The sequence below is a fragment of the Paraburkholderia sp. GAS199 genome (assembly GCF_050436585.1).
Lineage (GTDB): Bacteria > Pseudomonadota > Gammaproteobacteria > Burkholderiales > Burkholderiaceae > Paraburkholderia.
On record NZ_JBNDMM010000012.1, the window covers coordinates 1 to 18,832 of the forward strand.

General features: G+C 66.7%; 15 protein-coding genes and 2 riboswitches. Of the genes, 7 read left to right on the forward strand and 8 right to left on the reverse strand.

Features of this window, described 5'->3' with window-relative positions; genetic code table 11:
* The coding region (locus tag P3T18_RS33415; protein WP_429304256.1) for a hypothetical protein at positions 1-348 on the forward strand (348 nt) is incomplete at its 5' end.
* A gap of 60 nt (positions 349-408) precedes the next feature.
* Positions 409-1,365: a flagellar brake protein gene (locus P3T18_RS33420; RefSeq protein WP_429304257.1), complete on the forward strand. Its 957-nt coding sequence runs from the start codon at positions 409-411 to the stop codon at positions 1,363-1,365.
* A 42-nt stretch (positions 1,366-1,407) separates the two neighbouring features.
* Here the strand turns inward: P3T18_RS33420 and P3T18_RS33425 are convergent, their stop codons facing one another.
* Genes P3T18_RS33425 through cobW form a run of 4 tightly spaced genes read right to left on the reverse strand, consistent with a single transcriptional unit; the run spans position 1,408 to position 8,069 of the window.
* Entirely contained in the window at positions 1,408-2,088 is a 681-nt protein-coding gene (locus P3T18_RS33425) for a vWA domain-containing protein (RefSeq protein WP_429304447.1), read from the reverse strand.
* Positions 2,085-3,155, reverse strand: a complete 1,071-nt coding sequence (locus P3T18_RS33430) for an ATP-binding protein (protein ID WP_429304258.1) — start codon at positions 3,153-3,155, stop codon at positions 2,085-2,087. Before P3T18_RS33430 ends, P3T18_RS33425 begins: the two co-directional genes overlap by 4 nt.
* Positions 3,152-6,952, reverse strand: coding sequence for a cobaltochelatase subunit CobN (gene cobN / locus P3T18_RS33435; protein ID WP_429304259.1), 3,801 nt, complete (start codon positions 6,950-6,952; stop codon positions 3,152-3,154). Before cobN ends, P3T18_RS33430 begins: the two co-directional genes overlap by 4 nt.
* Before the next feature lie 4 nt (positions 6,953-6,956).
* The gene (cobW, locus tag P3T18_RS33440) at positions 6,957-8,069 is read right to left on the reverse strand and encodes a cobalamin biosynthesis protein CobW (protein ID WP_429304260.1); all 1,113 of its coding nucleotides are present in this window, start codon (positions 8,067-8,069) and stop codon (positions 6,957-6,959) included.
* Positions 8,070-8,272: 203 nt separating this feature from the next.
* Positions 8,273-8,553, reverse strand: a riboswitch (cobalamin riboswitch).
* Between the two features lie 91 nt (positions 8,554-8,644).
* Positions 8,645-8,886, forward strand: a riboswitch (cobalamin riboswitch).
* 241 nt (positions 8,887-9,127) lie between these two features.
* On the opposite strand from cobW, the gene cobA reads away from it, so the two are divergent.
* The 5 genes from cobA to bluB are packed head-to-tail and all read left to right on the forward strand — an operon-like array spanning position 9,128 to position 12,894.
* The gene (gene cobA / locus P3T18_RS33445; RefSeq protein ID WP_429304448.1) at positions 9,128-9,883 is read left to right on the forward strand and encodes a uroporphyrinogen-III C-methyltransferase; all 756 of its coding nucleotides are present in this window, start codon (positions 9,128-9,130) and stop codon (positions 9,881-9,883) included.
* Positions 9,880-10,314: a cobalamin biosynthesis protein gene (locus P3T18_RS33450; RefSeq protein ID WP_429304261.1), complete on the forward strand. Its 435-nt coding sequence runs from the start codon at positions 9,880-9,882 to the stop codon at positions 10,312-10,314. The genes cobA and P3T18_RS33450 overlap by 4 nt, the downstream gene beginning before the upstream one ends.
* On the forward strand, positions 10,311-10,913 hold the full coding sequence (gene cobO / locus P3T18_RS33455) for a cob(I)yrinic acid a,c-diamide adenosyltransferase (RefSeq protein ID WP_429304262.1): 603 nt from the start codon (positions 10,311-10,313) through the stop codon (positions 10,911-10,913). Before P3T18_RS33450 ends, cobO begins: the two co-directional genes overlap by 4 nt.
* 3 nt (positions 10,914-10,916) lie before the next feature.
* Positions 10,917-12,254, forward strand: a complete 1,338-nt coding sequence (locus P3T18_RS33460; RefSeq protein ID WP_429304263.1) for a cobyrinate a,c-diamide synthase — start codon at positions 10,917-10,919, stop codon at positions 12,252-12,254.
* Complete coding sequence (gene bluB, locus P3T18_RS33465) at positions 12,238-12,894, forward strand: 5,6-dimethylbenzimidazole synthase (protein WP_429304264.1); 657 nt, start codon at positions 12,238-12,240, stop codon at positions 12,892-12,894. Before P3T18_RS33460 ends, bluB begins: the two co-directional genes overlap by 17 nt.
* Positions 12,895-12,937: 43 nt before the next feature.
* Here the strand turns inward: bluB and P3T18_RS33470 are convergent, their stop codons facing one another.
* From P3T18_RS33470 to P3T18_RS33485, 4 genes are all read right to left on the reverse strand, one after another.
* Positions 12,938-13,540: a DUF4136 domain-containing protein gene (locus P3T18_RS33470; protein ID WP_429304265.1), complete on the reverse strand. Its 603-nt coding sequence runs from the start codon at positions 13,538-13,540 to the stop codon at positions 12,938-12,940.
* Between the two features lie 64 nt (positions 13,541-13,604).
* Positions 13,605-16,121: a CHASE2 domain-containing protein gene (locus P3T18_RS33475; protein WP_429304266.1), complete on the reverse strand. Its 2,517-nt coding sequence runs from the start codon at positions 16,119-16,121 to the stop codon at positions 13,605-13,607.
* A gap of 32 nt (positions 16,122-16,153) precedes the next feature.
* Positions 16,154-17,623 carry a FecR domain-containing protein gene (locus P3T18_RS33480; protein WP_429304267.1) on the reverse strand — a complete coding sequence of 490 codons (1,470 nt, stop codon included), beginning with the start codon at positions 17,621-17,623 and terminating at the stop codon, positions 16,154-16,156.
* Positions 17,620-18,357, reverse strand: a complete 738-nt coding sequence (locus P3T18_RS33485; protein WP_429304268.1) for a response regulator transcription factor — start codon at positions 18,355-18,357, stop codon at positions 17,620-17,622. Before P3T18_RS33485 ends, P3T18_RS33480 begins: the two co-directional genes overlap by 4 nt.
* Positions 18,358-18,832: the final 475 nt, after the last annotated feature.

Here is an 18,832-nt window from a genome sequence, read left to right on the forward strand (position 1 = left end):
TATCGGCTGTTAATTTTTAAAGATCATTCGCTCAGAAGCTCTGCTTTCTTCGCGTCCGTCATCAAACGGGAGGCGAATTATGCGATGCGCCTCCGCACCCCGTCAACCCTATTCGCGAAATTATTTTCAAAAAGTTCGAGCACTGAAAAATGCAGAGAACTTCAGCACACTCAATTTAGTTCGGCATCCGAAGCAAATATTCGCGTGCCGCGAAGCGACGCAAGGACTCTTCAAAACCGATCGCCGGGTACCTCGTCCGACAATGACAAAAGCTCTGCCAGAACAACCGCAACCGGCCGCGCCATCGCGACTCCGCGAAAAGATTTCGAAAGCTTGGACAAAAATTAAAGTCCAAAGCCGCAACGGCCGTAAACTGGGTTATCCCGCCACTTATCCAATCACCAAATTATGGAAAATCAGGCAGAAAGTGTAGCCGTGGAAGCAACGACAGCCGCGCCGTCGACCGCGCAGTCGCCGGTCCTCGAACTCGCCGCCGTGCCGGTCGGCACGGCGCTGGAATGGCCGATCGCGGACGCCGACGGCACGCTGCTGTTCGCGCAAGGCGCCATTCTTGCGACGACCGACGAACGCAAATTCCTGTTCGAACACTTCGCCCCGCAGCGCGGCGACCTGCTCGAGACCGTCCCGCCGCAGGAACCCGCCGCGCCGCCGGCCGCCGAGCACACCGGCGAGTTGTCGCTCAAGGATATGCATCTCGCCATCGGCGCACTGATCGGCATCCGCGCGCAACTGGGCAGCGGCGCGCCGATGCATCCATGCCGCATCATCGGATTCGCTCCGAATCAGGCGCTCTTCATCACGCCGCCGATGCACGAAGGGCGCATGCTCCAGCTCGGTCTGAACGAGAACATCGAGGTCGTCGCCATTGCGAGCCAGGCGGTATTCCGCTTCGTATGCACCGTCGAGGCGGTTTGCCGCTCGCCGTTCGATTACGTCGTGCTGTCGAAACCCGGTGTGATCCGTCGTCTGCGCGAGCGTAAGTCGATCCGCGTGCGCTCGCATCTCGCCGTGCGTTTCGGCATCGGCGCAACGGGCGAGTCGTATGAAGGTCTGGGTCTGGCCAAGGGCATCAGCGCAGTCGGCATGTCGCTGAATGCCTCGTGGACGCTCGGCGCGGTCGGCGACCGTCTGCGCGTGGCGTATCGCCTCAAGTCGTCGGATCTGGACACCGAAATCGAAACCACGGCGGTGATCCGCAATGTGCAGAAGCCCAACGAGCCGGGCGAGCCGACCACCCACGGTCTGGAACTCGACCAGCTCGACGCGGCTCAACAGATGGCAATGAAAGTTTTCGTGTTCGATCGCCAGGACGACGTGCTGTACTGGTCGAACGGCGTGAAATAAGCGCATGTGCCCGGGCTGAGCACCACGCAGCCGCTCAGCCCGTCAATCTTGGCCAGCCAGCGTCTGCGGCGTCACGTACGTCGCGCCCCAGGCGTCGGCGAGCGCCTCGCAACGCCCCAGACGCACCGCCTCCCGCTCGAAGTCGACGAATACGATTTCGTCCGCCGCCGACGGGCGCACAGGCCGATCGCTGCTGCGCCCGTCCGTGAGGATCCACAACCAGCGCTGCTGGGCAGGCTTGCGGCGGGCGCTTTGCTCCAGCAGTTGCGCCGCGCGCCGCACACCCGACGCGAACGGCGTGCCGCCACCGCCGCCCACTGGCCGCAGCCAGCGCTCGTTCCACCAGCGCGGCACGGCCGGACCAAAACGCAGATCGGCGCCCGCTCCGCCAAAACACACGAGCGCGGCCTCGGCACGCGCGGCACTGGCGCGATCGAACAACGCGACCAGCAGACCCTTGGCAAGCGCGAGACGCTGCCCTGCCAGCATGGAACCCGAGCAGTCGAGCACGAAGCAGTGCAACACGCCGCCACGCGGCATCTCAGGTACGTATCGCAGATGCTCGCCGCGCAACGGTTCACCGCGCGTCGCGGCAAGCGTGCCCAGCCAGTCGATGCGTCTGCCCGGCCCGCCCCTGGTGCGGCCGCGCGAGCCCGCACCGGCACCTTGCCGCCATCGAAAACCGCTGCGCGAGTCAGCGGCGGCGCCCTTCCGATGGCTCAGCGTTTTTTTGCGCGCAGCGCGACAACGCCTTTAACCTGAGTGACACCGGCGGGCTGCGGCGGCATATAGCCCCAATCGCCTTCGGCATCGGGTCGGGGGACTTCGCGAGGATCGCCGGCCTGCGCGGCTTCCTGCCCGGCTTCCTGCGCCGCCGCCGGCGGCTGATGCCCGTCGTCGGCGCGCGCCGGCTGATCCTGCTGCGCGCCGTGCTCGTGCCGCCGATGCGCCAGCACCGCGTCGGCCACGCGCTCGACGTGCGCCGTCGTGACTTCCGCCGCCTGTTCCAGCGCGGCCAGCGCCCGCGCCGCACGCAGCATCACCAGATCGGCACGCAAGCCGTCCACGGCGGCCTCGATACATAACTCGCTGACACGCGCATGCACGCGATCGTCGAGCGCGAGCCGCGGCAGTGCTTCGCGTGCGGCGCGAATACGCGCCACGTAATCGGCCTGCCGCCCGGCATAGTCCGCGCGAAAACTCGCGGGATCGAGATCGAAGGCGAGCCGTGTCTTGACGATCTGCTGACGCACCGGCGCGTCGAAGCAGTTCTGCAATTCCACCATCAGACCGAAGCGATCGATCAGTTGCGGACGCAGTTCGCCCTCTTCCGGATTCATCGTGCCGATCAGCACGAAGCTCGCTTCGTGGCTGTGCGAAACGCCGTCGCGCTCGACCGTGTTGACGCCGCTGGCCGCCGCATCGAGCAAGGCATCGACGAGCGCGTCCGGCAGCAGATTCACTTCGTCGACGTACAACACGCCGCGATGCGCCTTCGCGAGCAACCCCGGCGAAAAGCGCACGGAGCCGTCGCGTAGCACGGTTTCGATATCGAGCGTGCCGATCAGCCGCTCCTCGCTCGCGCCGAGCGGCAGATTCACCAGTTGACCCTCGGGCAACAGTTCGGCGAGCGCGCGCGCGGCCGTCGATTTCGCCGTGCCGCGCGGTCCGCTGACGAGCACACCGCCGAGTCCCGGATCGATCGCCGCGAGCAAAAGCGCCTGTTGCAACGACGCCTGACCGATCAGCGCGGCGAAGGGAAAAGCGGGCCGCTGGGTGGCTGCGTTCATGTTTGCATTCCTTCGATCTGCTGCTCGCTCGCGAGCAGATGCTGTTCGACCTGCGCGCGATAGTCGCCCGGCGCCTGCCACAAACCGCGCTGCATGGCTTCGAGCAATCGCTCGCACACCGAATGCAACGCATGCGGATTGTGCCGCTGCATGAACTCGCGGGTGTCCGCGTCGTTCAGATAGGCATCGACGACGAGCGCATATTGATGATCCGCCACCACGCGCGCCGTCGCGTCGTAGCCGTACAGATAATCCACCGTGGCGGCAATTTCAGCCGCGCCCTTGTAGCCGTGACGCTTCACGCCGTCGAGCCACTTCGGATTGACCACGCGCGAGCGGATCACCCGCGCGATTTCCTCGTGCAGCGTGCGAACGCGCGGCGCGGCGGGATTGCTGTGGTCGGCGTGATACACGCTCGGCTGGCTGCCCGCGAGATGCCGCACGGCCGCGACCATGCCGCCCTGAAACTGGTAGTAGTCGTTCGAATCGAGCAGATCGTGTTCGCGGTTGTCCTGATTCTGCAGCACCACGTCCATCGCGGCGAGTCGTGTGCCGAAGGCGTCGCGCGCTTCCACGCCGGCGCTTTTCTGCGTGTACGCAAAGCCGCCCCACGCCTGATAGGCGCCGGCGAGATCGGCGTCGCCGTCCCACTGCTGCGAGTCGATCATGTCTTGCAAGCCGGCGCCGTAAGCGCCGGGCCGCGCACTGAAAACACGCCAGCCGGCGCACGTACGGGCTTCGGTCGCGTCCATGCCGCGCGCGATCAACGCATCGCGCTCGCGCCGCACGCGCGCGCGGATCGGATTCAGATCGTCGGGTTCGTCGAGTTCGGCCACGGCCTGCACGGCCGCATCGAACAGATGCATGACGTTGGCGAAGGCGTCGCGAAAGAATCCGGATACGCGCAAGGTTACGTCGATACGCGGACGATCGAACGCCTCGATCGGCATGATCTCGAAGTCGGTCACGCGATGGCTGCCCGGCGCCCATTTCGGCCGCACGCCGAGCAGGGCCAGCGCCTGCGCGATGTCGTCGCCGCCGGTGCGCATGGTGGCCGTGCCCCACACGGACAAACCGATGGCGCGCGGATAATCGCCCTTCTCCTGCAGATGCCGTTCGATCAGTTGCTGCGCCGACTTCAATCCGAGCGACCACGCTGCCTGAGTCGGCACCGCACGCGTGTCGACCGAATAGAAGTTGCGACCGGTGGGCAAGACGTCGGGACGTCCGCGTGACGGCGAACCGCTCGGTCCGGGCGGCACGAAACGTCCTTCGAGGCCGCGCTTCAGATTGCGCATTTCCTCGCGGCCGCAGGCGTCGAGCCGCGGCAGGATATCGTCGCGCAAGCGCTCGATCACGCGTTCGGTGTGCGGCAATGCCGCGAACTCGTCGCCGGCTTCCGACTGCGAATCGCCGCACACGTCACGCAACAGCTGCGCGGCGAGCAACTCCAGGCGCTCGCGCGTATCGCCGCAATGACGCCACGGCGCATCGCTCACGCGCGCCAGCATGGCGGGTCGCGGCCCCGTCCATGCCGCGCTCCAGTCCACCGTGAGCGGATCGAAGAAATGATCCATGTGCAGGTCGCGCGCCAACGCGTCGATCAAACCCGCCTTGCCGTTCTGTCCGTCGCCGACGGGAAAGCGCCCGAGCGCGAGCAAGGTGTCGCGCCGCTGCACACCTTGCGGCGACTGTCCGAACGTGTGCAGGCCATCGCGAATCTGCGCTTCCTTCAACTCGCACAGCCAGGCGTCGACCCGCGTCAGCAGCACGTCTTCGTCGTCTTCACCGGACGGTTGCGCGAGACTCAGCTCCTCATGCAGACGGTGTTCGACGATGGTCGCGAGTATCGTGCGCCGCAGCAGCTTCGCGCGGCGCGGATCGACCATCAGCGCTTCGTAGTATTCGTCCACCTGCCGCTCCAGATCCTGCAGCGGACCATAGCTCTCGGCGCGCGTCAGCGGCGGCATCAGGTGATCGATAATCACCGCCTGCGCGCGGCGCTTCGCCTGGCTGCCCTCGCCGGGATCGTTGACGATGAACGGATACAGATGCGGCATCGGCCCGAGAATCAGATCGGGCCAGCACGCGTTGCTCAAGGCGACGCTCTTGCCCGGCAGCCATTCCAGATTGCCGTGCTTGCCGACGTGGACCACCGCGTCGATGCCGAACTGATGACGCAGCCAGAAATAGAACGCCAGGTACGCATGCGGCGGCACCAGCTCGGCGTCGTGATAGCTCGCGTAGTCGCCCTGTTCGCGCGAACGCGAAGGCTGAATTCCCACGAACACCTGGCCGCAGCGCCAGCCCGCGATCATGAAGCGTCCGCGCCGCAAGGTCGGGTCCTGTTCGGGCGGACCCCAGCGCGCGTTCAGCGCGTTGCGCGCGTCGGCCGGAAGCCGCGCGAAGTGCGTCAGATAATCGTCGAGCGCGAGACTTTGCAAGGCGGGACGCAGATCGCGCACGACCGGATCGTTCGTCACGCCTTCGGTCAGTTTTTTCAGCAGCGCGTCGCCGTCCGCGGGAAGCCCGGCGAGGCGATAGCCGTCATCGCGCAAGGCCGACAGAATGCCGACCACCGAAGCAGGCGTATCCAGACCGACGCCATTGCCGATGCGTCCTTCGCTCATCGGATAGTTGGCGAGAATCAGCGCGAGCTTTTTCTCCGCATTGTCGAGCGTGCGCAGGCGGCACCAGCGGCGGCTCAGCTCGGCCAGAAAACCGATCCGTTCCTGATCCGGCTGATAGCGCACCACGTCCACTTCGGTGTGCGGGCAGCGATAGGCGAGCCCCTTGAAGCTGATGGCGCGCGTGATGATGCGTCCGTCCACTTCCGGCAGCGCGACATGCATGGCGATATCGCGCGAATTCAGGCCGTGATTGTCCTTGAGCCAGTCTTCGCGATTGCCGCCGCTCAGGATCACCTGCAGGACCGGCGCGTCGCCGGCCAGCGCGAGCGGCTCGGGATCGTCGATCGCCGAGGCGGCGAAGGCCGTGGTATTGAGCACCAGCGCGACCTCGTGCTGCGCGCACAACTGCTGCACCACGTCGCGGCTCATGGCGTCTTTTAGCGAGGTGATCGCGATCGGCAGCGGGTTGAGGCCCTGCGCGTCGAGCGCGTCGATCAGCGCGTCGAACACGGCCGTGTTGGCCGCCTGCAGATGCGCCTTGTAGAACAGAATCGCCGCGACCGGCGCGCCCTCGCGCCAGCGCGCCTGCCAGTCGGCAATCGTGGGCGTGTCGAGTTGCGGGTGGTAGAGCGTGGCAGCGGGCAGCACGCGCGGCGGCGCCGGTTCGCGGCCGTGACCGAATTCGAGGAACGCGATACAGCGCAGGAATGCCTCCGCGTTTTGCGGACCGCCCTCGCGCAGATAACGCCACAGTTGATGACACAGCGCCGCGTCGGCCGTGCTGCGCGCGAGCAGATTGGGATCTTCCTGCAGATCGCCGGAGAACATGGCGAGCGTCTGCTTGTTACGTTCGGCGAGCGCCACCACCTGCTCGATGCCGTACGGCCAGTAAGCCTCGCCGCCGAGGTGATCCACCACCACGACGCGCGCATGCTGCAACACGTCGTCGACGTAAAAGTCGACGGACGCCGGTTGCCGCAGATACGTGACGTTCGCCAGACGCACGCTCGGAAAACCGTCGCCGAGTCGCGGCACCACGCTCGCGAGCAGCGACAGCGTGGTGTCGGCGGAACTGAGCACGACGATCTCGGCAGGCCGCTGATCGATGCGGATGACGCCTTGCGTGTCGTCGACGAAACCGCCCGGCGTCGTGCGCAGCAGATGCATGGCGTCAGGCCTGTTGCGCTTCGTTCGACGGCACGGCGAGCGCGGCGGCCAGCGCAGCGTCGAACGCGCGTTGCAGCGCGGCCTGGTCGAGGTCTTCGCCGATCAGCACGAAGCGGCTCGAATGCTGGATGCGCTCCAGTTCGCCGGCTTGCCAGCGTCGATCGAAATAGCTGTCGAAACGGCGGCCCACGCCTTGAATCACGAGGCGCATCGGCGCGCCCGGCAAGGCGGCGAAACCCTTCACGCGATAGATCGTGTTGCTTTCCACCAGCGACTGCAACGCCGCGATGACCGCTTCGCGCGAACTCGCGTTCGCCTGCACCACCACCGAATCGAACTCGTCGTGGTGATGATCGGCGTCCTCGGCGGAACCGTGGTGATCGTGGCGCAGATGGATCGTTTCCTCCGACGCCGCTTCGAGACCGAGCAGCGTGTGCAGGTCGAGCTGGCCCAGATGCGCGCGCACGATCTTCACCTGCGACGGAATCTCTTCGCGAATCAGCGTTTCCACCGCGCCCTGCTGCGCTTCGTCGAGCAGATCGGTCTTGTTCAGGATCACCAGATCGGCGGCGGACAGCTGGTCTTCGAACAATTCGTGCAGCGGCGATTCGTGATCGAGATTCGGGTCGGCCTTGCGTTGCGCGTCCACGGCGACCGGGTTGTCGGCGAACTGGCCGCTCGCTGCAGCCGGACCGTCCACTACCGTCACCACCGCGTCCACGGTGAAACTGTTCTTGATCTGCGGCCAGTTGAATGCCTGCACCAGCGGCTTGGGCAAGGCAAGACCCGAGGTTTCGATCAGCACGTGATCGATTTCGCCACGTCGCTCGACGAGCTTTTCCATCACCGGGAAAAACTCTTCCTGCACGGTGCAGCACAGGCAGCCGTTCGCCAGTTCATACAATTGGCCTTCCGTCTCGACGCCGTTCTCGTCGCAGCCGATGCCGCAGCCCTTGAGGATTTCTCCGTCGATGCCGAGTTCGCCGAACTCGTTGACGATCACCGCGATGCGCTTGCCTTGCGCATGCTGAAGAATGTGGCGCAGCAGCGTGGTCTTGCCGCTGCCGAGAAAGCCCGTGACGATGGTGACGGGAATCTTGCGCAGTTGAGTTTGCATCGTAGTGTCCATCCGTAGGAGTGGCACGTTCGCGTCCGCGTGCGAGGCATCGGTCGGCATACACGGCTTTCGCCCTGCGGCAGCTCGAATGCGCCTACACAAATGTGCCAACGCATATTCACGCACGGGGACGAAAAACGGCGTTGCCGGAGCAACGAAAAACAGGAATGAGATCATGAGCGCGACGCCGCATCCCCGCGGCGTTCGTCATTGCTTCTCTGGCCGGTATCCGGGCTGGCGAAAGCGCCGCTTCCCCTTCCCGGACGAGTGATTTCTCGTCCAGTGGTGATATGCCGACGCGGCCTTGCGCGTGGACATCGAAGCCGGCTCCGCGGCGCTGAAAAATCCAGCAGCACCGCATTTCGCTTACCGTTGCGGGGGCAGCACAGGTCGAGCCGGCCGCTCGCGCGACAGGCACCCTGTTTCCCGTTTAACTGCGTACGCGCAAAGCGCGCACACGAGCACCAAAGTGCGTGCGAGTTTAGGCTCGCCACCCCGCCACGTCAAGGAAACACGGGCGTCCGGACGTCGGCGGGAGCGTGCCGCGCGGGGTACTTCAAAGGCATCCCGTGTGCTATCGTATGCGCGCGTTTGGTGCCCGCGCATGCGTTCGCATGCGCAGTTAAACGGGAAACAGGCAGCGCGCTGCGCGCTCAACCTGTGCTGTCCCCGCAACGGTAAGCGACCTGCGTCGCCAGGCTCGACAGTCTGGCCACGCGCATGCGTTTTCAGCAATGCCACTGTCCGGCGAACCGGACGGGAAGGCAAAGCGCATGAGGCCGCCAGCCCGGATACCGGCCAGACGCGGAGGCGGCGAACCCCACGCTGCCGGACGCCGGAATCCGCGAGGGACGGATGCGAAGGCGCTGGAACACGTTGCGGCACACCCGTTCGCCCGCGAAATGCTCAGTTCGATGAGTGTTCGACGACTTCGCGGCGAATGGCGGCGCCGGCGTGTGCAATCTGTCGTGCTGCATGACCTCTTATTTCCGCTGGGCCGTCTTCACGGTCCGACCTCTTCCCCTTGTCACGACATGGCGCGTGCCATGCGCGCCGCGATGAGCCGCGCCTGGCTGATCGGCGCCGGTCCCGGCGACGTCGAACTGATGACGCTCAAGGCATGCCGCGCGCTCGGCGAAGCCGACGTGGTGCTGGTCGACGATCTGGTGAATCCCGACGTGCTGCAATTCGCGCGCGCCGACGCGCAGGTGGTCTACGTCGGCAAGCGCGGCGGTCATCCGTCGACGCCGCAAGCGGGCATCGTCGCGATGATGCTGGCGCATGTGCAGGCCGGGCGCAGCGTGGCGCGTCTGAAAGGCGGCGATCCGTTCGTGTTCGGCCGTGGCGGCGAGGAACAGCAGGCGCTGCACGAGGCCGGCGTCGAGGTCGAAGTGATCAACGGCATTACGGCCGGCATCGCGGCACCCGCCGCGATCGGCATTCCCGTTACGCATCGCGATCACGCGCAGGGCGTGGTATTCGTGACCGGTCACGGCGCGGGCAGCGCCGAGCCCGACTGGCAGGCGCTCGTCGCGACGCGCATGACGCTCGTGATCTACATGGGCATGCGCCGGCTCGACGATATCGCCGCCGCGCTGCTCGCGGCCGGCATGAGCGCCGACACGCCATGCGCAGCGATCGAATCCGCCACCCGTCCCGAGCAACGGCACGCGCTCGCGCCGCTGCGCGATTTCGCCGGCACCGTGGCGCACGCCGGACTCGGCTCGCCGGCCATCGTCGTGATCGGCGGCGTGGCGTCGCTGGCCTTGCCGCGCACACAGCGCGTGGACGACCTTGGCCGCGAGCCGCAATGAAAACGCTCACCGTCGGGATCGGTTGTCGCCGCGGCGCGAGTGCCGCGCAGATCGAAGCGGCCGTGCAGGCGGCACTCGGCTCGCTCGGCGTGCACGACATGGCGGGCGTCGGCGTCGTCGCAACAGTCGATCTGAAATCGGACGAAGCCGGCCTGCGCGAATTCTGCACCCGTCACGCGCTGCCGTTGACCCTGTTCGGCCGGGCCGAGATTGCCGCCGCGGCGAACCTCGGCGCGCCGGGCTTGGCGTCCTGCGCCGCCCGCACGCATCTCGGCGTGGACGGCGTCTGCGAGCCCTGCGCGGTGCTCGCGGCCACGCAGATGTGCGGCGCCACAGTCGCGCTCGCGCTGCCTAAAACCGCTTTCGGCAACGTCACGGTTGCGATTGCCACGACTCAACTCCAACCCGATCTTTCACAGGACCGTCCATGAAGACCGATCCCGAATCCCATCAACGCATGACCGAGCGCCGGCGCGAAGGCCACGAGAAAAAGCAGGCCGCCGCCACGCATGAAAAAGGCCTGCTGATCGTCAACACGGGCACGGGCAAAGGCAAGACTACGGCCGCCTTCGGCATGGCCGTGCGCGTGCTGGGACACGGCATGCGTCTTGGCGTCGTGCAGTTCATCAAGGGCGCGCTGCACACGTCGGAGCGCGACTTCCTCGGCGCCATCGCGCAATGCGATTTCGTCACGATGGGCGACGGCTACACCTGGAACACGCAGAATCGCGACGCCGACATCGCCACCGCCCGCAAAGGCTGGGACGAAGCGCGCCGCATGATCGAAAGCGGCGAGTACCAGATGGTGATTCTCGACGAACTGAACACCGTCCTGAAGTACGAATACCTGCCGCTCGACGAAGTGCTCGGCGTGCTCAACGCGCGCCCGGCCATGCTGCACGTGGTCGTGACCGGCCGTCACGCGCCCGACGCGCTGATCGAGGCCGCCGATCTCGTCACCGAAATGCGCATCGTCAAGCATCCGTATCGCGAGCAAGGCGTGAAAGCGCAAGCCGGCGTGGAGTTCTGACAGATGGCCGCGGCCTCGTCGGGTAACGCTGCCGGTGCATGTCCCGCGCTGTTCATCAGCGCGCCGGCCTCCGGTCAGGGCAAGACCACGATCACGGCGGGACTCGCGCGCTATCACCGGCGCCGCGGTCTGCGCGTGCGCGTGTTCAAGACCGGCCCGGACTTTCTCGACCCGATGATTCTTGCGCGCGCCAGCGGGGCGCCGGTGCTGTCGCTCGATCTGTGGATGGTGGGCGAATCCGCGTGCCGCGCGTTGCTCGCGCAGGCCGCCGCCGAAGCCGATCTGATCCTGATCGAAGGCGTGATGGGTCTGTTCGACGGCACCCCGAGCAGCGCCGATCTCGCCACCGTGTTCGGCGTACCGGTGCTCGCCGTGATTTCCGCCAAGGCGATGGCGCAGACGTTCGGCGCGGTGGCCTTCGGCCTCGCGCATTTCCGTGAACAGGTGCCGTTCTTCGGCGTGCTCGCCAATCGCGTCGGCTCGCCGCGTCATGCGCAGATGCTGGCGCAAGCGCTGCCGTCCGACTTGCGCTGGTGCGGCCATCTTCCCGCCGACGCCGGAATCGAGTTGCCCGATCGTCATCTCGGACTGCATCAGGCCGCTGAAATCGACGATCTGGAGGCGCGTCTCGAACGCGCCGCCGACGCGCTCGCGCACACCGCGCTGGCGGAGCTGCCGCCGCCCGTCGAGTTCGGCGCGCCGTGCGCCGACGTGCCGCCGCCCTTGCTCGCCGGCAAGCGGATCGCGATTGCGCGCGACGCGGCGTTTTCGTTCATCTATCCGGCGAATATCGCGCTGCTCCACGCGCTCGGCGCAGAGCTCAGCTATTTCTCGCCGCTCGCCGACGAGCCTGTGCCGGACACGGCCGATGCGCTCTACCTGCCGGGCGGCTATCCGGAATTGCATGCGGGCCGACTCGCGCGCAACACGCGGAGCGCGGCGTCCATCCACGCGCACGCCGAGGCCGGCAAACCGCTCGTGGCCGAATGCGGCGGCATGCTCTATCTGCTCGATCGTCTCACGGACGCAAACGGCGTCACCACGTCCATGCTCGGCCTGTTGCCTGGCGACGCTACCTTGCAGAAGCGCTTCAGCGCGCTCGGCATGCAGCAGATCGACGGACTGCACGGTCCGATGACCGGCCACACCTTCCACTATTCGAAGCTGAGCACCCCGCTCGCGCCGCTGCGTCACGCGAGCCGGCCGCCCGGCAATGCGCCGGGAGACTTGCCCGGCGAAGCGGTGTACCGCGTCGGCGCCATCGTGGCGACGTACATGCATGCCTATTGGCCCTCCAACCCGGCCTTCACGGCCGCCCTGTTCCATGGCGAAGCCTTTTAACGACTCCGAACGCGACGCCGTCTACCGCGCGATCCACGAACGGCGCGACATGCGTCATTTCGTGCCCGATCCGGTCGATCCGGCCGTGCTGCGCCGCCTGCTCGACGCCGCGCATCACGCGCCGAGCGTCGGCTACATGCAGCCGTGGCGCATCGCGCGCATCACCGATCCCACATTGCGCGAGAGCCTGCACGCCGCCGTCGAAACGGAACGGCTCGCCACGGCCGATGCGCTCGGCAAGCGCCGCGAAGAGTTCATGAAGCTGAAAGTGGAAGGCATGCGCGAGTGCGCCGAACTGCTGGTGATGGCGCTCATGGACGGCCGCGAGCGGCATATCTTCGGACGTCGCACCTTGCCGGAAATGGACCTGGCATCGGTCGCGTGCGCGATCCAGAACATGTGGCTCGCGGCGCGCGCCGAAGGTCTCGGCATGGGCTGGGTGTCGCTGTTCGACGTCGACGCCGTGCGAACGCTCTTGCGGATGCCGCCGGGCGCGCGTCCCGTGGCGATTTTGTGCCTTGGTCACGTAGACCGGTTCTACGATCAGCCGATGCTGGAAACCGAGCGTTGGGCAAGCCGCCTGCCGCTCGAAGACTGCGTGTTCGACAACCTCTGGCCCGAAGACGCGCCGCCCGGCTGACGCTTCGTCGCGCGAGGCTGGTCGGCGTTGCAACGCCGCGCGTTCAGCGCGGCAGCGGCGTCACCGACACCACCTCCGGCGCGCGGCCCGTTTCCGTCACCCGCAGTTTGACGCGCCAGTCCGGCGGCGCATCGAAAGGAAACTTCGCCAGCGCGCTTTTCACGAGCGCCGGCATGGCGTGCAACGGATCGCCGTCGCGATCGCTGCTCGTTGCACTGACCTTGTAGACCTCGCGGCCGCTGGCGCGCTCGAAAAACCGCAGGGTCAGCGCGTGCTGGTACGCGCGTCCGCCGAACAGCGAAAACGTGGGCTGCGGCGGCCGCTCGCATGCATACGCGCAATCCGCCGTCTTCGCCATGTCGGCCGCGCCCACGCTCACCGTCAACGGACGCGTGTCGTACGCGATGGAAAGCAGATAGCGCGCGGACGGCGCCGCCGACTCGACGAAGCCGTTGTTCGCCAGTTCGTCGCGCAGCAAGGCTTCGAATTGCGGGTGATCCGCGCTCGCATCCTGCGACGGCATGCGAGCGATCGAATAACTGCGCTCGCCCTGCAGCGCCACCGGCGCGGGCGTCGTGTGAACATCGGCGCTCAAGCCGGCGCAGCCCGCGAGACCGAGCGCGGCCAGCGCGGCACAGATCAGCATGGTTAGCTGTGGACGAGGTCTGGCGGGTCGGTCGGAATATGGCGTGTGCATGTCGGTACGCTCTTCAAAGCAGTTGTGCGGGTGGCTCGGCTTGCGCCTCGTCCCACGCGGGCAGATCGATGGTGAAGGCGGTGCCCTTGCCCGTCGCGCTGACGACGTGAACGTCACCGCCATGACGCGTCACCACGGTTTTCACGAAGGCCATGCCGAGTCCGGCGCCGCCCACGTCGGGCCGGTCCTTTTCGTGAAACCGCCGGAAGCGCTCGAACAGTCCGGCCTGCAAGGCCTCCGGAATGCCATAACCTTCATCGCGGATCGTGCAGGACACACGGGCGTTCGATGTGTCCGGCGTACTGCCGACGCTGCACGTGATGCGCGTGTCGGGCGGACTGTATTTGACCGCGTTGTTCAGGATGTTGACGAGCGCGCGCGTCATCAGCGAACGATCGGCGCAGATCCAGTGCGCCGCGTCTCCGCCTTCTGTGTGCAGCGTGATGCGTTTGGCGTGCGCCTGCGGCCAGACTTCGTCACAGGCGTCGATGGTCAGCTCGGTCAGGCTCACCGGCTCCAGTACGTACGCCTGCGACTCGGCGCGCGCCAGTTGCACGAAGTCGTCGGCGAGCGTCAGCGCGCGCTGCGCATAACGTTCGATCCGCTCCAGCAAGCCGGGCGCGAGCGCCGGTTCGGCACGCGCGCGTTCGAGTTCCACCAGCGCGATGATCGATGCCTGCGGCGAGCGCATGTCGTGCGACAGCAGCCGCAGCGCGTCTTCCCGCTGACGCTCGGCCGCATGCAGCGCCGACACGTCGACGAGGCCGGCGATCCAGCCGGTGGTTTCGCCCTCGGCGTTGGTGCAGTTCGCATAGCGCAGCAGATGGTCGCGCCCGTCGGCGTCGCGCACCTCGACGCCTTGCGTCATCAGCGCGGCGAATTCGTGGCGCGCGGGGTCGAGCAGCGCGGGCCAGTGCGCGTGGGCGAGCCGGTTGTCGTCGGCGTCGGACGGCGCGCCGCGATCGATCGTCTTGACCAGCGTCAGACCGCCGAGCACCGCCTGCATCGGGCGGCCTTCCGGCAGCATCGCCTCGACCCGCGCGAAGTGCGCCCGCGCCGCGTGGTTCGCGATCAGCACCACGCCTCGTATGTCGCTGACGAGAATCGGCTCGGGCACGCTGTCCAGACTGTCCCAGACAAAACGCTTCATGTCCTGCACGCGCTGCGCGGCTTGCGCCATCAGCGCCATGTGCTGTTCGAGCACGTCGCCGCCGAACTCGCGGCTGCGCTGCGGCGTCTGCGGCAGGAGATGCGGTTCGTCGGCGAGGCGCTGCAATTCCACGCGCAGGTAGGCCACCGTCATTTCGAGCCGGCGCCAGTTCCAGATCGGATACACCACGATCATGCCGACGATCGCCGGCACCGGCGACATCCACGTCCGCGCGCTGTAAAGCAGCGCTGCGCTGCCGGCGGCCGCCAGCATGCACAGCGCGCCGGTCAGAAGCAGCGAGCGACGCGGCGACAACACCAGGAAACCGGCCAGCAACGCGGCCAGCGGCAAAAGCGAGGCGACGGCCAGAACCCAGGGCTCGGCCGGCTCGACTTCGCGGCCGGTCAGCAGCGTGTCGAGCACGTTTGCATGAATGTAGATGCCCGGCAGCGGACCCAGCTCGCCCGAGACGGGCGTGGCGAAGCGGTCGTACAGGCCGGACGCGGTCACGCCGATCAGCACGATGCGTCCGCGCAATTCGCTGGCCGGCACCTGGCCGGCCAGCACGCTCGCAAAGCTGAGCTTCGGATAGTTCTGCGCGTTGGTGCCGAACGGAATCAGGAAACGGTTTTCGTCCGTGGTGCCGCGCGCATCAGCGCCGGTGGCACTCGTCCGGAGTGTGGCGCTGACCGCGGTCAGTGCAGGTGGCGGCTCGCGTTTGGCGAAAGGCCGATGCGCCGGCAAACCGTCGAGCGGCAGCGCGCCGCCCTGGATCGATTCCGCAACCGGCACCATCAACTGCGGCCAGCTCGACTGCGCGTCGCCTTCGAAGCGCGCCACGCTGCGCACGATGCCGTCGCTATCCACTTCGAGATTGATATGGCCGAGCCCCGCGGCCGCCCGCGCGAGCGGCGCGACCGGTTCCACGGCGACGCGGCGGCCGCTGCTGTCGGGCGGCGTCAGCAGGATCGGCAGATAGGTGGGACTCAGCGCCATCGCGCGCGCGAGTTCGGCGTCTTCGGGATTGCTTTCGGTGAACAGTACGTCGTAGACGACGGCCGCGGGTTTCGCTTTCGCGATCTGTTCGAGCAAGCTCGCGTGGACGCTGCGCGGCCACGGCCAGCGGCCGAGTTGCGCGACGCTGGCGTTGTCGATTTCGAGCACCACGATGCCGGGCAGCAGCGGCTGCGCGCGCAGGCTGAGAAAGCCGTCGTAGACCAGATGGTCGACGCTCGCGCTCAACCGGCCGAGCGACGCGAGCAGGATCACCACGAGCCCGAGACAGCCGATGCCCAGCCATTCGATCAGAAAACGCCGCCCGGCGCGCCGTCCGAAACGGGCGCGCGGATCGAGGCTCAGACGCGAATAGGTGTTGGGCAAGGCGTTACGTCATCTCTGGATGATCGGCGGCGTCACTGCGCCAGCGTGAAAGAGCGCACCGCGCTGCTCGTCTCGTAGAAGCGGCCATTGTCGAACTGCTCGGCGACGATCGTCCAGTAATAGACGCCGGCGGGCAGATCGCTCACCACCAGTTCGCCGCCGCTCAGATCGGTCCGATCGACGATCGGCTGACGCAGGTCCGCCGTGGCGGCCAGCACGAAGCGGAACCGCGTCTCGCCCGTCGACCGGCTGACGAACCAGCGGAATTCGTAGTCGCGACTGCCCGCGCGCGGCGCCCCCGACGCGGCCAGTCCGACCTGACGCCGCTCGAACGCGTAGACCTGCGGCAGACCTTCGAGCCCGTGAGCGTCGATCGCGGCGATCCGCACGAAATACGTGCCGTCGGCGAGATCGTCGAAGTCCGCTTGCGGCGCGCTCACGCGCAGATCGCGAATCAGATCGAGCTGATCGGCGTCGCGCGCGATCTGCACGCGATAGGCCTGCGCGCCTTCGGTCGGCACGAGATCGAAGGCGACGGTTTTGCCGTCCTGCACTTTGGCCGGCGCGATGAGCGCGGGCGCGGGCAGCAGCGCGAGCGGCGCGCCGACCGTGTCGCCGGTACGCGTCACGCTGCCGAAACGCGCCTTCACCAGTTGCGCCGACGCCTGCAGCGGCATGCCCGGCCGGATGGCGGGCGCATCGTGTCGCGCGGCCGGATCGACGCCGACCGCGCCGTCCAGCACTTCGACCGAGGTGATGCGCGTGTCGCCGTCGTACGCGACCTTGAAGCGCGTTCCGCGCACGCCCGCCACCACCGACGGCGAACGGATCTGGAAGCGGTCGTCTTTCTTCGTGGCGTGCGTGACCTCGCTTTGCACTTCGCCGCGATGCAGTTGCAGGATGCGGTCCGCCGAGCCCGTCAACACCGTGCGACGCAACGAGCCGACGTCGAGCATGCCGTCCTGCGTCAGCGTGACGTGTGAACCGTCCGGCAATTCCAGCGTGACGAAGCCGTCGTGCCCGGTGCGAATGTGGTCGCCTTCGCCGAGGGTCGCGCCCTGCACGAGCGGTACGTAGGGACCGTTGCCGAACGCATGATCGGCAGGTCCGCTGGTCGCGATCACGCGTGCCGACTCCGGATTCTGCCGCAGCCTGTCGGCCGGCAGGCGCAACGCGATGCCCGCCGGCATGCGACGCGGCGCGCTCACGTGATTCAGCCGGCTCAGCACGGCCCAGTCGCGCGGATCGCGCAGATAGCGGCCCGCGATGTCGTACAGCGTGTCGCCGTTGCGGGTGATGTAGGTGACATAGCTGCCGACGTTGCGCGCACCGGAAGCAGGCATTGCCGCAGAGGCCTGCGTCTGCCCGGCCTGCAACGAGCCGGACAGGCCCGGCGCGAGACACGCGATGGCGAGCAGACGCGCGGCTGCGCGCACCGCACCGCGGCCTTTCGCGGACACGCGCACGTCGCCGTGCGCCGCCGCATCGACGCGAACCGTCACGCGTCCCCCGCAGCGGGACGCTCATCGGCCGCGCGCGACGGCGCGCCGTCTTCGATGCGCTCGAGCCGGTAGCCGTAACCGTAGATCGGCATCAGACGGTAGCCCTGTTCGGGCCGCAAGCCGAGCTTGCTGCGCAGCATCGAGACGTGCGTGTCCATCGTGCGCGACGGAATGTCGGTGGCCTGTTTCCAGATGACGTCGAGGATGTGCGCGCGCGAGAGCGGTCGGCTCAGGTGCTGGAACAGCAGCAACGCGAGTTCGAACTCTTTCTGCGTGACGGCAACGGCCGTGCCGCGCACCGTCACGTGCTTCGCGCCGAGGTCGAACTCGAACTCGCCGAAAACTTCCTTCGCCGCGGCCGGCTTCAGATGATAGGCACGTCGCAGCAAGGAGCCGACGCGCGCCAGCAGCACCGCGGCGGAAACCGGCTTCACGACGTAGTCGTCGGCGCCGGTATTGAGGATCGAGGTAATGTCGGTTTCGCGCCCGCGGCTCGTCATGAAGAGCACCGGCAAACGCTCGGACAGACTCTCGCGAACCCAGCGCAGCACCTCTTCGCCCGACATGTCGGGCACGTTCCAGTCGAGCACCAGCAGATCGAACGTCTGGCGGCGCAGTTGTCGAACCAGTTCGCGGCCCGCGCCGTAGGCGTGGCAGATGTGGCCCGCGGCCGACAGCGTTTGGCAAACCAGGTCGGCCTGGGCCGAATCGTCATCCAGGACTGCAATTCTCATAAAACCCCGCAACGCGACATCTTCTTCGTAACTGGTGGCCGGTAGCCGGCGAGCGCCGGACTCCTGCCGGGATGCCGGCACTGACACCGACGATCCGGCTTGCCGATTTCACCTCCGGCTGCTTTCTTTTTCGACTTCTGGTCCTTTGCCTCGCGCCCCGTTCAGATTCGTCGCCGCGCCTGTCTCGAAATTAGCGGATATATGCGCTTTTGTTGCATAGCGCTATTGCTTTCACCGCGCGGATTATCGAGGGGGCGATTCATCATAATCGAAAACGGCCGTTCGTTTTACTGACCTCGGTTAAACGGCGTGTCGGTCATGTATCGCATTGCGCGCGCTTTGAGTTCAATGCGCATGCCGTTTGCGTACGCCGTCGCGTAAGGCGTTTCGCCCCGTCAAAACAGATCGCTCGACCTCGTTCGGGTCGCTTTCGGGTCACGTTCGGCTCGGGTGGTCTCGCTCGCCCCGGTAATTG

Coding starts and splice junctions, on each gene's coding strand:
- P3T18_RS33420 (WP_429304257.1), top strand. CDS start 409: ATGGAAAATCAGGCAGAAAGTGTAGCCGTGGAAGCAACGACAGCCGCG.
- P3T18_RS33430 (WP_429304258.1), bottom strand. CDS start 3,155: ATGAACGCAGCCACCCAGCGGCCCGCTTTTCCCTTCGCCGCGCTGATC.
- cobN (WP_429304259.1), bottom strand. CDS start 6,952: ATGCATCTGCTGCGCACGACGCCGGGCGGTTTCGTCGACGACACGCAA.
- cobW (WP_429304260.1), bottom strand. CDS start 8,069: ATGCAAACTCAACTGCGCAAGATTCCCGTCACCATCGTCACGGGCTTT.
- cobA (WP_429304448.1), top strand. CDS start 9,128: ATGAGCCGCGCCTGGCTGATCGGCGCCGGTCCCGGCGACGTCGAACTG.
- P3T18_RS33450 (WP_429304261.1), top strand. CDS start 9,880: ATGAAAACGCTCACCGTCGGGATCGGTTGTCGCCGCGGCGCGAGTGCC.
- cobO (WP_429304262.1), top strand. CDS start 10,311: ATGAAGACCGATCCCGAATCCCATCAACGCATGACCGAGCGCCGGCGC.
- P3T18_RS33460 (WP_429304263.1), top strand. CDS start 10,917: ATGGCCGCGGCCTCGTCGGGTAACGCTGCCGGTGCATGTCCCGCGCTG.
- bluB (WP_429304264.1), top strand. CDS start 12,238: ATGGCGAAGCCTTTTAACGACTCCGAACGCGACGCCGTCTACCGCGCG.
- P3T18_RS33470 (WP_429304265.1), bottom strand. CDS start 13,540: ATGCTGATCTGTGCCGCGCTGGCCGCGCTCGGTCTCGCGGGCTGCGCC.
- P3T18_RS33485 (WP_429304268.1), bottom strand. CDS start 18,357: ATGAGAATTGCAGTCCTGGATGACGATTCGGCCCAGGCCGACCTGGTT.